The following is a 14,585-nucleotide window of genomic DNA, read 5'->3' on the forward strand; positions in this document are numbered from 1 at the left end:
TCAGGCCACCTTCGAGGAATGGGCCGCGCGCTGCGCGGGGTCGTCCGTGGGCAGCGCATCCGGCAGCGCCACCTCCGCCTTCCGCTCCGCGAGCGCGATGCGGTAGCGGTGCACCATGAAGAGGATGAGCAGCGCCAGCATGCCGAACGCCGACACGCGCAGGGGCAGCACCATCTGCGGGTCCACCGTCTTGGGGGTGGACTGCACCTGATGGAGGCTGCGCCACCAGCGCACGGAGAACCACACGATGGGCAGGTTGATGGCCCCGATGATGGCCACCACCGCGCTCCACACCGCGCGCTTCTCCGGGTCCTCCACGAAGCGCCGCAGCACCAGGTAGCCCGTGTAGGACACCAGCAGGATGGCCTCCGACGTCAGGCGCGGGTCCCACGACCAGTACACGCCCCAGGTGGGGCGGCCCCAGATGGAGCCGGTGATCATCCCCAGCGTGCCGAAGAGCAGGCCCACCTCCGCGGAGGCCTCCGCCATGGCGTCCGTCTTCCACGACTGGCGCAGGAGGTACGTCACCGCGGCCACGAAGTTGATGAACATGGCCATCATGGCCATCCACTGGAGCGGCACGTGGACGTACATGATGCGCTGCACGTCGCCCATCTCCCGGTCCGGCGGCGCCCAGGCGAGCCCCAGCCACCAGCCGACGCCCAACAAGCCCAGCACCAACGCCGGCAGGCCAAACTTGACGAACTTGTTCATCCTTCAGTCCTCGATGACCCGGGGAAACAACACGAAGCCTACGCCCCAGTAAATCAGATTGAACCCCAGCAGCAGCCCCTGCCATGAGCCCAGCTGCTGCATCGGATCTCCCTGGAGCACGAGGGTGGTCCCCTTGGCAGCGGAGAGGAGGGCCGGGATGACGAGCGGGAACAATAGCAGAGGCAGAAGCACATCCCGGGCCCGGGCGTTGCTTGAAATCGCCGCGTAGACCGTCCCTGGGGCGCTGAGCGCCAGGCTGCCCAGCACCAGGATGCCCGCCAGGTCTCCAAGCCCGGTGACGATCCGCACCCCGTAGAGGGCCACCATCACCGGCACCAGCAGCACGCCCAGGGCCAGGAGCAGCAGGGCGTTGCCCAGGGCCTTGGACAGGAAGATGGCCCGGGCGTCCGCGGGCGCCAGGCGCACGCCGTCCAGGCACGCGTTCTCCGACTCCACGCGGAAGGACTCGCCCAGGGACAGCACGCTGGCGAACAGGATGGCCAGCCACAGGTAGCCGCCCGCGTTGCGCTCCAGCAGCTTCGTGTCCGGCCCCAGCGCGAAGGAGAAGAGGAGCAGCGTCGCCATGGCGAAGAACACCAGCGCGTTGAGCCGCGCGCGGGTGCGCCATTCAATGAGCAGGTCCTTGCGCAGCAGGACGAGCGTCGTCTGGAAGAGGCCCGGGGGGCGCGTGGACCTCATGCCGCCACCGCCCGGCCGTCCTGCAGGTGCAGCCGCTCCTCGCACAGGCTCATGCCCTGCTCAATGAGGTGCGTGGCCAGCACCACGGTGGTGCCGCCCGCCTTGAGCTCCGCGATGACGCCCTCCATGTCCCGGATTCCCGCGGGATCCAGCTCGCCGAAGGGTTCGTCCAGGAGCGCCAGCGCCGGGGCCTTCATCAGGAGGCGCGCGATGGCCAGGCGCTTGCGCATGCCCGCGCTGAAGCCCCGCACCGGGCTGTCCGTGCGGCGGGTGAGGCCCACCCGGTTCAGCAGCGCGTCCGCGGCGTCCTGCGGCGCGTCCACCCCCAGCAGGCGGGCGAGCACCATCAGGTTCTGCTGCGCGGTGAGGTCCTCATAAAGGAAGCTGGCGTGGGACAGGAGCGCCACGTCGCGGCGCACCGCTTCGCGCTCCAGGACGGCGTCCCGGCCCAGCACCTCCACCCGTCCCGCGGTGGGGCCGAGCGCGGTGGCGATGAGGCGCAGCAGCGTCGTCTTCCCGGAGCCGTTGTGGCCGGTGAGCAGCAGCGAGCGCCCCGGGGGCAGCGCGTAGGTGAGCCGGGCCACCGCCCACCTTCGCCCATAGCGCTTGCTCACGTCATGGAGGGCGAGCGCGGGCGCTGATCCAGAGGGGGGAGGAGGCATCGGCGGGCCGTTTCGTAGCCGGAAAACCCGCTGTCCACCAGTGAAACCCCTGGCCCGCGGGGGCCCGCCCGCGCCTGCCCGCGGGAGGGCGGGAAGTTTTTACGCCTGCTCCGCCTGTCCGCCACCCTGCCACTGAAAGGTTTTCCCCACCGGTGGGCGCTCAGCGCCACTGCCGCCGACGACCGGGCCCTCCGTGGGAACTTTCGTTCCACCAGGAACACATGAATTCAGCGTTTTGCAGGGTGAATTCCCTACCCTATCGCCTTGGCATCCACCGTGCACACACCGCGATGGGGCCCGTTCCATTGGGGGGAACGGGCGGGATTGCGGGCTGGAGGGAGGCGTGATGGCTGGCAGGGTGTTGCGGCGGGCGGCGAAGGCGGCGGCGGCGGGATTGCTTCACTACAGCGGAGCACGCAAGGCGATGGCGGCGTACCGCCGGTCACAGTCCGGAGGGCGGCGCATCCTCATCGTGAGCTACCACCGCGTGGTGAGCGACTTCACGGGGGAGTTGCAGCGCTCCATCCCGGGCCTGCTCATCTCCCAGGAGACATTCCGGCGGCATCTGGAGGAAGCGCACGCGGCGGGTTTTGAACTGGCGAGCCTGGGCGACGCGGTGGACGTGATGGCGGGGCGGCGCACGGCGAAGAAGGACCTGTGCGTGGTGACGTTCGACGACGGCTACCGGGACGTCTACCGGCACGCGTACCCGGTGCTCAAGCAGATGGGGGTGCCGGCCATCACCTACCTGCCCACGGCGTTCATCGACACGGACAAGCGCTTCAACCACGACCGGCTGTTCCACCTGCTGCGCCGGGTCCAGGAGCGCAAGTTCCGCCCGTTCTATGAATCCATGCCGGGCCCGTCGCTGGAGCTGTTGGGGCCCATCCTCTCCGGGCAGAAGACGGTGTCCGCGTCGCTGGACGACTTCATCGGTGAGCACCCGACGCGTGTGCTCACGGGCATCATCGACGCGCTGGAGCAGCAGCTGGGCGGCGGCTCGGACCTCATCCCGGAGCAGGGGGACGTGATGAGCTGGGAGGAGGTGCGCCGCATGGCTCGCGACGGCTTCGAGTTCGGCGCGCACACGCTGGGCCACACGGTGCTGACGCTGGAGCCCACGTCGGTGGTGGAGCACGAGATCCTGGAGTCCAAGCGCACCATCGAGCGCGAGGTGGGCATCCAGGTGAAGGACTTCGCGTACTGCAACGGCTGGTACTCGGATGAGATCATCCGCGTGCTCACGCAGAACGGCTTCCGCTCCGGCGTCACCACGGAGGACCTGCCCAACCGCGTGGGGGGCGACCCGTTCACCCTCAAGCGCAAGGTGATGTGGGAGAACTTCAGCCTGGGCATGATGGGGGACTACTCGTCCGCGCTCACGGTGTGCCAGTTCGATGACTGCTTCGGCGTGCTGGGCATGAACCACCCGGTGCTGGGGCGCCGGCCGCACTCGCTGTCCTCCTCCGGCCCGTCCAACACGCTGCTCATCCAGGACCTGGAAGGCCCGGACGCGTCACTGGCGAAGGCGACTCCGGTGGAAGTCGTGGATGTGACAGCGCCGGTCTTCGTGAAGGATCCGCGGGTTGCCGCGGCGCTGACCGGTGCCCAGGTCGTGGTGGCGCCGAACGTGGCCATTGCCCCGGAGGCGGCGAAGCCGGAGGAGATCCAGTGAGTGCATCACCCAAGCCGGCAGCGTCCCCGTCGTTCCTGGGGCGCGCCGGCCCGTTGGTGTTGGCCCGCCTGTTCACGGCCGGGCTCACGTTGTCCATCCCCCTCGTGCTCGCCCGGGTGCTGCGCCTGGATGAGTACGGCACCTACTACCAGCTGTTCCTCATCGCCACGACGCTCTCCTACGTGCTGCCCTTCGGCGTGGCGCAGAGCCTCTACTACTTCCTGCCCCGCGCGGAGGCGAAGCGGCCCTACCTGGGGCACGCGCTGCTCTTCGTGACGGGCGCGGGGCTGGTGGCGGCGGGCCTGGTCTGGGGCTTCCTGGGCCACGTGGCGGCCTACTTCAACAACCCCGCGTTGATGGAGCACCGCGCGGCACTGGCGCTCTACACGGCGTTCTTCCTGGGCAGCTATCCGCTGGAGATTTCACTCACCAGCCAGGGCAGGACGAAGGCGTCCGCGACGGTGTACCTGGTGTCCGACGCGGTGCGCTCGGGGGTGATGGTGCTGCCGCCGCTGTTGGGCTTCTCCTTGCACGGGATGATGATCGCCGTGGCCTGCTTCGCGGGCCTGCGCTACGCGGCGACCTGGGGGGTGTCGCTCAGGGGCTCCACCGGGCCGCTGGTGGACTGGAAGCTGTTCCGCGAGCAGCTGGTGTACGCGGCCCCCTTCGGCGCGGCGATGTGCCTGGCCATCCCCCAGCAGAACGCGCACATGTACGCGGTGGCGGGCGTGGTGGCCCCCGCGGTGTACGCGCTCTACCGGGTGGGGTGCTTCCAGTTGCCGGTGGTGGACCTGCTCTACACGCCCACCAGCGAGGTGCTGATGGTGCGCCTGGGGGAGCTGGAGCGCGAGGGCCGCCTGGAGGAGGGCGTGGAGGCCTTCCGGGAGGCGGCCGGGAAGCTGGCGTTCGTGTTCCTGCCGTTCGCGGCGTTCCTCTTCGCGGCGGCGCCGGAGTTCGTGGGGGCGATGTTCGGCCAGAAGTTCCTGCCCGCGGTCCCCATCTTCCGGGTGAGCGTGCTGGGCGTGGTGCTGTCCATCCTTCCCATGGACGGCACGCTGCGGGCCCGGGGCCAGACGCGCGCCATCTTCGCCTCGTACCTGGTGAAGGCGGCGGTGACGGTGCCCCTGCTGTGGTTCGGGGTGAAGCACTTCGGGATGATGGGGGGCATCACGTCCTGGGCGCTGGCGGAGGTGGTGGGCAAGGGGATGTTGCTCTTGCGCGTGCCCCGCGCGCTGTCCACGTCCCAGCGGAAGCTGGGGTTTCGTGACGTCATCCCGTGGCGGGAGCTGGGGCAGGCGTCGCTGGCGGCGGTCGCGGCGGGTGGGAGCATCTTCCTGTTGCGCACGGGCGTGCACGACGCGTGGATGAACCTGCCCACGGGCTTCCTGTGGCGCGTGCTTCCCCTCGCGGTGGCAGGACTGCTCTTCATCGTGGGCTATGTCGTGGGTCTGTATGCGCAAGGCGTTCGCCCCTGGAGCGCCTTGCAATCCCTCCGGCCCCGCCGGGCGGTGTGAGCGTCGTCGGGAACAAGACGCGTGGGGAGGACTTCCCTCTCCACGCCTGGGTACTTAGTTTCCAGGCGTCACGAAGTTCGGGCGAGGGCGAGGGAGGGCGTGATGGGATTCGACGCGATGACGTTGTACCGGATGGCGCACGGGCTCAAGCAGCGGGGGGTTCCACTGCTTCCGGCGGTCCTTCGCAAGGCCATCTACTACCTGAACAGCTCCTACATCCCCGAGGACGCGGAGCTGGGTGAAGGCACGCAGCTGGGCTACGGCGGCATCGGCGTGGTCATCCACAAGTCCGCGAGGGTGGGCCGCCATGTGCTCATCTCCCAGCAGGTGACCATCGGCGGGCGCTCCGGCCTGGAGGGAGCTCCGGTGATTGGTGACTACGTGCGCATCGGCGCTGGCGCCAAGGTGCTGGGCAACATCCACGTGGGCGACTTCGCGGTGATTGGCGCCAACGCGGTGGTGCTCAAGGACGTGCCGGCGGGCGCGGTGGTGGCGGGCGTGCCCGCGAGGATGATCCGCCAGGACGCGGATCCGCTGGCCACCTACCAGCGCGAGATGGGCCTGCTGCCCCCGCGGACGTCGCCCAAGCTCACCCGGGTTCCCCGGTCCTCCCCGCGGGCGTCCATCCGCTAGGCGGCGGCTTCGGAGAAGAGGAGGACTTCCTTCATGCGCGTGCTGCTCGTCGGGGACTACCCGCCGCCGTACGGGGGCGTGGCCATCCACGTCCAACAACTTCACCAATTTCTCCGCGGCCGAGGGGTCGAGGCGAAGGTGCTCGATATCGGGAAGGGTGGCCGGCCGGCTCCGGACGTCCTCCCCGTGCACGGCGCCGCCGCCTTTGGCCTTCGGCTCGCGGGATTCACGTCCGCGGGCTGGACGGTCCACCTGCACACCAGCGGCAACAACCCGAAGGCGTGGGTGCTGGCGGCGCTGGTGGGCGGCATGCCCGGAGCGCGCTCGCCGCGCATCATCACGCTGCACTCGGGGCTGCTCCCGGACTACCTGGCGGAGTCGCGGGCCCGGCGCGTGTTCGCGCGCACGGCCCTCGCTGGCTACGCGCGGGTGGTGGCCGTCTCCACGGCGGTGCGCGACGCGGTGGTCGCGTGTGGCGTGCCAGAGGAGAAGGTCCTGGTGCAGCCGGCCTTCCTCGGGTCGCAGGTGCGGCCCGGTCCGGTGACGCCGGAGGTGGAGGCCGCCCGGGCCCGGCGCGCGCCCCTGCTGACGATGGCGCACCATCCGTCGCCCGTGTACGGGCGCAAGGCGATGTTCCGCGCGCTGAGGTTGATCGCGCGGACGCACCCCGGCGTGGGCCTGGCGCTGTTCGGTCCGGGCACGCGCTCCGAGGAGTTCATCCGCGACGCGCGGGAGCTGGGCGTCGCGGGGCATCTGGAAGACCTGGGCGAACTGGAGCACGCGCAGGCGCTGGGGCTGCTGTCGCGGAGCGACGTCTTCATCCGGCCCACCACGCATGACGGCGACTCCATCTCCGTGCGCGAGGCGCTGGCGCTGGGCGTGCCGTGCGTGGCGAGCGACGTGTGCGCGCGCCCGGAGGGCACGCGGCTGTTCAAGGCGGGAGAGGAGCAGGCGCTGGCGCAGGCGGTTCGCGACGCGCTGGTGTCGGGCCCGGCCAAGGGGGTGGCCCCGGATGCGGGGCCGGTGATGCTGGACCTGTACACGGGGCTGATGCCGTCTGGCATGGCGACTGCAGGAACCGTGAACGCGGCGTGACGGTGCGGGGACGGGCTGGGGCCCTCCGGAGACGGAGGGGCGCTTCAAGGGTTTCGCGAGACCGGGATTGATTTCAGGAGACGACGATGCGGCGCAGTGAAGAGATGGATTTGTCGAAGCGGGCCCTCCGCGGGCGGGACCTGGTGGTGTTCTCCAACGACTGGGATGGGGATCCCCTGTCGAAGGTCCACATCATGCGGATCCTCTCGCGGGACAACCGCGTGCTGTGGGTGAACAGCATCGGCAACCGGGCGCCCAAGGCGAACGTGCATGACGCGCGCCGCATCCTCAAAAAACTGACGACGTTCAGCCAGGGCATCCGCGAGGTGGAGCCCCACCTGCACGTGCTGGCGCCGCTGGCGATTCCCTTCTATGGCTCGGAGACGGTGCGCCAGGCGAACCGCCACCTGCTGCGGCTCCAGGTGCTGCGGGCGATGAAGCAGCTGAAGTTCGAGCGGCCCATCTCCTGGAGCTTCCTGCCGGCGTCAGCGCCGGTGTCCGGCACGCTGGGTGAGGACTTCATCGTCTACCACTGCGTGGATGAGTTCTCCGCGTTCAGCGACACGAATGGCAAGCACATCGCGGAGCTGGAGGAGCGCCTGCTGCGCCGCGCGGACATGTGCATCACATCCGCGGAGCGCTTGTATGAGAACAAGAAGCGCCTCAACCCGCGCACGGTGCTGGTGCGCCACGGCACGGACTTCTCGCACTTCGTGAAGGCGTGCGACCCGGCCACGCGGATTCCGGACGACATCGCGAAGCTGCCCAAGCCCATCATCGGCTTCTTCGGGCTGGTGGCGGACTGGATCGACCAGGACGCCATCATCGCGTGCGCGAAGGCGCACCCGGAGGGCTCGGTGGTCATCGTGGGCAAGACGACGCCGGACTGCGACGACAGCCGGCTGCGCGCGGTGCCCAACATCCACATGCTGGGCCGCAAGCCGTACGCGGACCTGCCGGGCTACAACAAGGCCTTCGACGTGGCGCTCAACCCCTTCGTCATCAACGAGCTGACGCTCAACTCCAACCCGCTGAAGGTGCGCGAGTACCTGGCGTCCGGTCTGCCGGTGGTGTCGTCCGACCTGCCGGAGGTCCGCAAGGTGGGCCTGTGCCGCATCGCCACCACGCCCGCGGACTACGTGAAGCAGGTGAACGCGGCGCTGGCGGACAAGCCGGGGCCGAACCGCGAGCGCGCGGAGAAGATCTTCCACGAGAGCTGGGAGGCCCGCGTCGCGGAGATCCGCCAGCACGTGGGCGAGGCGATGCTCGCCGCGGGCAAGATGCTGTAGCGCCGGTCCGGTCACGGACGGCCCCGAGGCGCGGGTCCGGGGCCTCTTCTTGGCACCGGGCGCCGCGCCTTCGTCATTCCCGGGCGTCGCCCGCGCGGCCCGTCACCCGGCGCTCCAGGAGGGCGTAGCGGCGGGCGAGCCGGGCATAGTCCGCGGGGCGGACAGGCGCGTGGCCACGGGTGCGCAGCAGGTCCTCCTTCGCGTCCAGGTAGTCGCGAGCGGGCACGCCGCATGTCTCCTCCAGCAGGCGCGCGGCCTCCGCGTCTGGAAGAGACGGAGCGATGCCGAGCCGCTCCTGCATCAAGCGCCGAAGGGCGGTGTCCAGCTCCGGCAGCAGCTCCGCCTCCACCTTCGCGCGGCGCATGAGCCAGCCCAGGGAGCGCACGTACTCGCGCGACGAGCGGTGCCGCTCCACCCGGAGGGGCCGGGGCGCGCCGAAGCGCGTGCCGCGTGCGACGACGTAGACGAGGCCCACCGCGAGGCCCTGGGCGATGAACACCCACAGGCCCTGGGACAGCGGGGGGCGGGTCACGGCGGCGTGGTGGAACTCGTCGAAGCGCAGGGGGCCGCGCGCGGCGAGCGCATCCCAGAAGCGCAGGTTGTCGAGCAGCTCCAGCCGCCGGTTCTCCGCGAGGTCCGGGCCCGCGACGACGTAGACCTCGCCTTGTCCCAGGCTCCAGTGCCACAGCGCGCCCGCGGCGCCCAGTCCCGCGAGCGGCACCGCGTCCGCCCGTTCCATCCGCAGGCTCCGGTCTCGCGCCACGCGCAGCAGCGACAGTCCGCGCAGCGCGCCCGCGGGGAGCCACACGTCCACGGTGACGCCGGCGGGGTCCACCCATTCGGAGGCGAGGCCCTGGTGGTTCGCGCCGGGCAGCGCGCCCGACGCCAGCCGCAGCCACTCCTCCATTCCCGGCTGGTGCGCTCCCAGTCCGTGCGGCGACAGGTACACGAGCGTGCCGCCGCCCTGGACGAAGCGCTCCAGCGCGCTGATCTCCTCCTTCGTCACCGGCTGGGCCTGGGGCGCGGCGATGACCAGCGTGCGCGTGCCCTGGGGAAGCGACTCCAGCGAGGACTCCTGCGCGCTGACGTCCCGGCCCCGCTCGCGCAGGTACACGAAGAGGGCCTTGAGGCCCAGGGGGCCCGGATTGGTGATGGACGGCACGGGCGAATCCGGCACGGCTTCATGGGACGCCAGGCCCACCGCCAAGGCCACCGCGATCATCAGGCCCAGGACGACCGCGACACGGGCGTTCTTCACGGTCGTCCCTCCGCGAGGCTTCCGTGCAACTGCTCCACCGACTCCACGAAGCGCGCGGCTTCGTCCCGCGACACCGGCTCCAGCGAATAGAATGCCTGGTCGTACCAGCCCACCAGCCGCTCCACTTCACCCGTGACGCGCGCCGGGGCGCCGCGAGTGGGCAGCTCCGCGGCCAGCTCGCGGTTCGTCTTCACCCGATCTGGCCTCGCCAGCTTGCTCTGTTCCAGGGAGGACAGCAGGCCCAGGAGCCCTTCGCGGATGGCTTCCCGCGCGTCCTGCGACTCCAGCGCGGTGCGCGCCCGGCCCAGGTGCTCTCCGGGGGTGTCCAGGGGCAGGGGCGCTGCCTCGGCCTCGACACCCGGCGACGTCGCGGTCTTCCGGACCCGGCGCCAGCGCACCCGCAGCACGCCGAACAGCACCACGGCCAGCGCCACGCCGAGCATCACCGCGCGCGTGGCCACCGCGAAGCCCTGGGCGCCCTTGGATTCAAAGAGGCCTTCCAGCCAGTTTCCCAGCTCCCGCATCAGGCGCGTCAACACGTCGCTGTTGCGCTGACGGGCCCTCGCGAACTCCGGCCGGTCGAGAATGGCCCGCAGCCGTTCGGGATCGCTCGTGACGCCTGGGACCCCGGGCGGCTCCGCGTCCAGCCGGCACACCGCTTCCAGGTACACCGTGAGCTGGTGGGCCCGGTCGGGTGCCGACTGTCCGGAGCCCGCCGGCGGGAGGGGTACTCCGTCCAGTGACTCCACCAGCCGGTTCACCTCCGCGGTGAGGTCCTGGGGCCGGGAGCGCGCGGTGTCCTCGAGCCGGTGCGAGACGGCTTCGCGGTCCGCGCAGGGGGACAAGGCGGACAGCACGAGGAGCAGGGGCAGGGTGGGCACGGGGCGTCAGGGAGACGGTGTCGTCGGTTCCGGGGCCATCATCCGCCGCTCCAGGTCCAGGCCTTCGCGGCGCACGCGCATGTCCACGTAGAAGAACGCCGACACCACGAAGCTCAGCGGCGTGAAGAAGGACTGTCCCACCACCTGCAGCAGCTCCGCGGGCACCAGCAGCAGCTGCGGGATGGCCGCCTGCGCCGCGGGGTCCAACAGGTTGCCGCCATAGGCAAGCCGGACGATCCACGCGGGCAAGCCCGACACCAGGCTCACCGCGATGAGGATGCCGCCCACCACCGTGGACAGCACCATGGCCCGCACGGTGCCTCGGCCCACGAAGCCTGGCTCGATGCGACCCGACAGCAGCGCGCCGGAGCGCTTGAAGGCCGCCCACGCCCCGATGTCCTCCATGGCCAGCACCGGGGGCAGCAGCATGAAGCGTAGTAAGTACCAGAGCACCGCCGCCAGCGCGCCCAGGCCCAGCACGATGGCCCCGATGATGATCAGCGCCACGCTGACCACCGTGCCGCCAGTGGCGCCCTTGCCCGTGACGGCCGCGACCACGCCCAACCCCATGACGAGGGAGCCGGGCAGGCACAAGAGGAGCGTCACGCCCAGGGACCAGGTCAACGACAGGAGGTAGGTCGTCGTCAGCGTGCCCAGCCGCGACGCCGCCCGGCGCAGTCCCTCCGAGGGGCGGACCGACTCGCCCAGGGTCATGGGCACCACGTACCGGGCCGCCGCCGTGGTGGCGATCCAGTAGTTCCACACGAGGAACACGTACAGGAGGCTCATCAGGCCCAAGGCGATGCCGGATTGGGCCAGGGCCGCTCCTGGGTCCGTGTTCGCGGGAGGCCCCTTGAGTCCCGGCATCACGCCCACCATGCGTGTCATCGCGACGGTGAAGGCCTTGACCGCGATGTAGTTGAGCAGGTCGAACCCCAGGCAGAGCACGAACAGGGGCTTGAGGTGCGCACGCCAGAACGTCGCGGCGCGGTCGATGAGTTCTCCGATGGCGAGCGGGCGCAGCTCGACGGAGGTCGGGGAGGGCTTCACGGCCGCGCAGCATAGCGCCGCCCCCAGCTCCCGGGGCCCTGGATGCATCGCGCCGCGCGAGCCGTGGAGCTTCCCGCTTCAAAGGACTGACAGCGATGACCGAAGCCCCGTCAACGGTTCGTGCTCAACCGGGAGACGTCCCGTGAGCCTCCAGCGAGATCCTGGCCGGTTCGCGAGGCACTCGGGCCACCGCATCGAGGGGCACGACGCCGCCGACGCGGGAGCCGCACCCGTGCTCAACCGGGAGACGTCCCGTGAGCCTCCAGCGAGGTCCTGGGCGGCTCGCGAGGGACTCGGGCCACCGCATCGAGGGGCACGACGCCGCCGACGCGGGAGCCGCACCCGTGCTCAACCGGGAGACGTCCCATGAGCCTCCAGCGAGGTCCTGGGCGGCTCGCGAGAGGCTCCGCCACCGCATCGAGGGTCATGCCTCCCCCGACGCGAGACCCGCGCTCGTGCTCAACCGAGCGAGGCCCCACAAGCATCCAGCAGTGCCATGGCCGCCGAGCGTGGATCCTCCGCCTCCAGCACCGACGAGATGGCGGCGAAGCCCCATGCGTCAGGGACCCCTCGCGCACGCTCGGGCGTGATCCCGCCCAGCGCCAGGGCAGGGCAGGGCAGCCGCGCAGCGAGTCCCCGGAACCCTTCGAGTCCAAGGGGCGCGCGCGTGTCTCCCGGCTTGGAGCCGGGGGCGAACACCGGGCTCACCAGCGCCAGGTCCGCTCCCGCCGCACTCTCCGCCTCGTGCGCATCGTGCACCGCCACGCTGATGAGCCGCCCCGGCGGCAGGTGCGGGCGCACGTCCAGGGGCGAGGGGCCGGCGGCGGGCAGATGCAGGTGCGCGTCCACTAGCAGCGCCACGTCCAGCCGCCCGTTGACGAACAGCGTCCGCCCCCGGGCCCGGCACAGGTCCGCGACGAGCCGGGCCTCCTCCAGGAACAGCCGCCCCGAGGCCTCCGGGTGGCGGTGCTGCACGGCGACCCCGGGCCCCGCCGCGAGCGCCCGGTCGAGCGCGGACAACAGCCGCGTTCGGGGCAGGCGCCAGTCGGTGATGACGACGAGGCGGGGCAGGCCGGGCACTACTCGACGAGCCCCTCGATGGGGCTGGACGCGGAGCCGTACGCCTTGCGCGGGATGCGCCCGGCCAGGAACGCGTCGCGGCCCGCCTCCACCGCCTTCTTCATGGCCACGGCCATGCGCACCGGATCCTTCGCGCCCGCGATGGCGGTGTTCATGAGCAGCGCGTCCACGCCCAGCTCCATCGCGATCGCCGCGTCGGACGCCGTGCCCACGCCCGCGTCCACGATGACGGGCACCTTCACCACCTCGCGGATGAGGCGCAGGTTGTGCGGGTTGCGGATGCCCAGGCCGCTGCCGATGGGCGCCGCCAGCGGCATCACCGCCGCGCAGCCAGCGTCCTCCAGCTTGCGCGCGGTGATGGGGTCGTCGCTGGTGTAGGGCAGCACCGTGAAGCCCTCCTTCACCAGGATGCGCGCCGCCTTCAGCGTCTCCTCCACGTCCGGGTAGAGCGTCTTCTCGTCGCCCAGGACCTCCAGCTTCACCCACTTGCTCATGCCCAGCTCTTCCGCGAGCCGGCACGTGCGCACCGCGTCGTCCGCCGTGTAGCAGAGCGCCGTGTTGGGCAGCAGCCGCAGCTTGTTCCGGTCGATCCAGTTCATCAGCGACGCCTCGCCCGTGGCCTTCAGGTCCAGGCGCCGCACCGCCACCGTGACGAGCTCCGCGCCCGATGCGTCGTGGCACTGCTTCATCACCGCGTGGCTGGGGTACCGCCCCGTCCCGACGATGAGCCGCGAGGTGAACGTCACCCCCGCCAGCGTGAAAGGCTTGTCCGCGATGCCGCTCATGACCGTGTCCTCTCCCAGGCCTGCACTCACCCGCCACCCACGAAGGTGACGATCTCCACCCGGTCTCCGTCCTGGAGCCGGTGCTCGGGGTGACGGGCGCGGCGCACCACCTCCGCGTTCACCTCCACCGCCACCCCGGGTCCGCTGCCCAGCGCCAGCAGCGCCAGCAGGGACGAAAGGGTGCTGCCCTCCGGCAGCGTTCGCGCTTCTCCGTTCACCCACACGTTCACGGCGTCACGGCTCCTTCCGGCCCCCACGAACGGGACCCGCCGGTGCCAGTACAAGGGAGGTTCTGCCCTGTCAACGCACCGTCACCCTCCGAAAACCACCCCCATCAAGCGCCCCGGAGCGGATTTTTCGTGCCCGGATGCGTTTTGTTCCGCCTGGAGAGCAGGCGGACGGCCAGGGCGCGTCCTCCCAGGAGGCTGCCCCTAGTCCCTGGAAACGCCCGTGACAACCCCTGTGCAGGTACGGGGGGAGCGACCAGTTTCTGCCCAACGCCGGGGAACAATTCCTCCGGCATCCAGAACACACAAACAGGGGGCAGTCACATGCGGAAGCTCATGTTCGCGGTCACGGCGGTGGCGGGGCTGACGATGGTTACTGGCTGTAAGAAGGACGATGTCCAGGCCCAGCGCGAGGACGTCGCCGAGGCCCGCCAGGAAGCGGCGCAGGAGACAGCCGAGGCGCGCCAGGACGAGAACAAGGAGATGGCGTCCGCGCAGCGGAGCGCCAACGAGGACATCGCGGAGGCGCACCAGGACGCCAACGAGAAGATCGCCAGCGCCAATGAGGACGTGCGCGACGAGGAGAAGGACCTGGCCGAGGCCCAGGCCAACCGCGATGAGGAGCTGGCCCTGGGTGGCTCCGGCATGGCCGGCACGACGGCCGCCGCCGCGGCCACGACCGTCAATGGCCGCCTGCTGTCCAAGTCCGGCGACACGCTGACGCTGGTGGACACCCACAACCGCGAGCTGAAGATCAAGACGAACGACAAGACGGCGCTGATGGACAGCGGCAGCCGCGCGGTGAAGCTGGATGACATCAAGGAAGGCTCGCAGGTGCGCGCCTCCTACGTGATGGACGGCAAGGACATGGTCGCCCGCGACGTCACCCTGGTCGCGCCGGTGAAGAAGCTGGACAAGTAATCCCCGCGCCACACGCGCCGAAACGTCCCAGGTGGACAGGGGATGGACTTGAAGGCAGCGGCTCTCGCGGCGACGCGGGGGCCGTTTCCTTTTTAGTCGGGG

Annotated in this window: 15 protein-coding genes; 6 read left to right on the forward strand and 9 right to left on the reverse strand. The window is 70.5% G+C overall.

Annotated features, from left to right (window positions below; genetic code table 11):
• The 3 genes from ccsA to ccmA are packed head-to-tail and all read right to left on the reverse strand — an operon-like array spanning nt 1 to nt 2,075.
• Nucleotides 1–714: a cytochrome c biogenesis protein CcsA gene (ccsA, locus tag FOF48_RS26280; protein WP_143905825.1), complete on the reverse strand. Its 714-nt coding sequence runs from the start codon at nt 712–714 to the stop codon at nt 1–3.
• Between the two features lie 3 nt (nt 715–717).
• A complete protein-coding gene (locus tag FOF48_RS26285; RefSeq protein ID WP_143905827.1) occupies nt 718–1,413 on the reverse strand; it encodes a heme exporter protein CcmB in 696 nt (231 codons plus the stop codon).
• Nucleotides 1,410–2,075, reverse strand: coding sequence for a heme ABC exporter ATP-binding protein CcmA (gene ccmA, locus FOF48_RS26290; protein WP_143905829.1), 666 nt, complete (start codon nt 2,073–2,075; stop codon nt 1,410–1,412). The genes FOF48_RS26285 and ccmA overlap by 4 nt, the downstream gene beginning before the upstream one ends.
• Nucleotides 2,076–2,499: 424 nt before the next feature.
• Between ccmA and exoL the strand changes: the two genes are divergently transcribed.
• The 5 genes from exoL (at nt 2,500) to exoP (ending at nt 8,281) form a co-directional block, all read left to right on the forward strand.
• The gene (exoL, locus tag FOF48_RS26295; RefSeq protein WP_328701077.1) at nt 2,500–3,750 is read left to right on the forward strand and encodes a spore coat polysaccharide deacetylase ExoL; all 1,251 of its coding nucleotides are present in this window, start codon (nt 2,500–2,502) and stop codon (nt 3,748–3,750) included.
• On the forward strand, nt 3,747–5,264 hold the full coding sequence (locus tag FOF48_RS26300; protein WP_143905833.1) for an oligosaccharide flippase family protein: 1,518 nt from the start codon (nt 3,747–3,749) through the stop codon (nt 5,262–5,264). Before exoL ends, FOF48_RS26300 begins: the two co-directional genes overlap by 4 nt.
• A 102-nt stretch (nt 5,265–5,366) precedes the next feature.
• Nucleotides 5,367–5,897, forward strand: a complete 531-nt coding sequence (locus FOF48_RS26305) for a serine O-acetyltransferase (protein ID WP_143905835.1) — start codon at nt 5,367–5,369, stop codon at nt 5,895–5,897.
• 33 nt (nt 5,898–5,930) lie between these two features.
• Entirely contained in the window at nt 5,931–6,992 is a 1,062-nt protein-coding gene (locus FOF48_RS26310) for a glycosyltransferase family 4 protein (protein ID WP_143905837.1), read from the forward strand.
• Between the two features lie 86 nt (nt 6,993–7,078).
• Nucleotides 7,079–8,281, forward strand: coding sequence for a spore coat polysaccharide biosynthesis glycosyltransferase ExoP (gene exoP, locus FOF48_RS26315; RefSeq protein WP_143905840.1), 1,203 nt, complete (start codon nt 7,079–7,081; stop codon nt 8,279–8,281).
• Nucleotides 8,282–8,354: 73 nt separating this feature from the next.
• Here the strand turns inward: exoP and FOF48_RS26320 are convergent, their stop codons facing one another.
• The 6 genes from FOF48_RS26320 to thiS all read right to left on the reverse strand — a co-directional run bounded on the left by FOF48_RS26320 (nt 8,355) and on the right by thiS (nt 13,565).
• Complete coding sequence (locus tag FOF48_RS26320) at nt 8,355–9,539, reverse strand: DUF4350 domain-containing protein (RefSeq protein ID WP_143905842.1); 1,185 nt, start codon at nt 9,537–9,539, stop codon at nt 8,355–8,357.
• Nucleotides 9,536–10,420 (reverse strand): DUF4129 domain-containing protein, encoded by an 885-nt coding sequence (locus FOF48_RS26325; protein ID WP_143905844.1) that lies wholly within the window; start codon nt 10,418–10,420, stop codon nt 9,536–9,538. The genes FOF48_RS26320 and FOF48_RS26325 overlap by 4 nt, the downstream gene beginning before the upstream one ends.
• A gap of 6 nt (nt 10,421–10,426) precedes the next feature.
• Nucleotides 10,427–11,470 (reverse strand): hypothetical protein, encoded by a 1,044-nt coding sequence (locus FOF48_RS26330; protein ID WP_143905846.1) that lies wholly within the window; start codon nt 11,468–11,470, stop codon nt 10,427–10,429.
• Nucleotides 11,471–11,929: 459 nt separating this feature from the next.
• Nucleotides 11,930–12,550: a thiamine phosphate synthase gene (locus tag FOF48_RS26335; protein WP_143905848.1), complete on the reverse strand. Its 621-nt coding sequence runs from the start codon at nt 12,548–12,550 to the stop codon at nt 11,930–11,932.
• Complete coding sequence (locus FOF48_RS26340) at nt 12,550–13,335, reverse strand: thiazole synthase (protein WP_143905850.1); 786 nt, start codon at nt 13,333–13,335, stop codon at nt 12,550–12,552. The genes FOF48_RS26335 and FOF48_RS26340 overlap by 1 nt, the downstream gene beginning before the upstream one ends.
• A gap of 26 nt (nt 13,336–13,361) precedes the next feature.
• Entirely contained in the window at nt 13,362–13,565 is a 204-nt protein-coding gene (gene thiS, locus FOF48_RS26345; protein WP_120559178.1) for a sulfur carrier protein ThiS, read from the reverse strand.
• Between the two features lie 321 nt (nt 13,566–13,886).
• Between thiS and FOF48_RS26350 the strand changes: the two genes are divergently transcribed.
• The gene (locus FOF48_RS26350; RefSeq protein WP_143905852.1) at nt 13,887–14,483 is read left to right on the forward strand and encodes a hypothetical protein; all 597 of its coding nucleotides are present in this window, start codon (nt 13,887–13,889) and stop codon (nt 14,481–14,483) included.
• Nucleotides 14,484–14,585: the final 102 nt, after the last annotated feature.

Source organism: Corallococcus sp. Z5C101001, assembly GCF_007352635.1.
In the GTDB taxonomy this organism is placed as follows: Bacteria; Myxococcota; Myxococcia; order Myxococcales; family Myxococcaceae; genus Corallococcus; species Corallococcus silvisoli.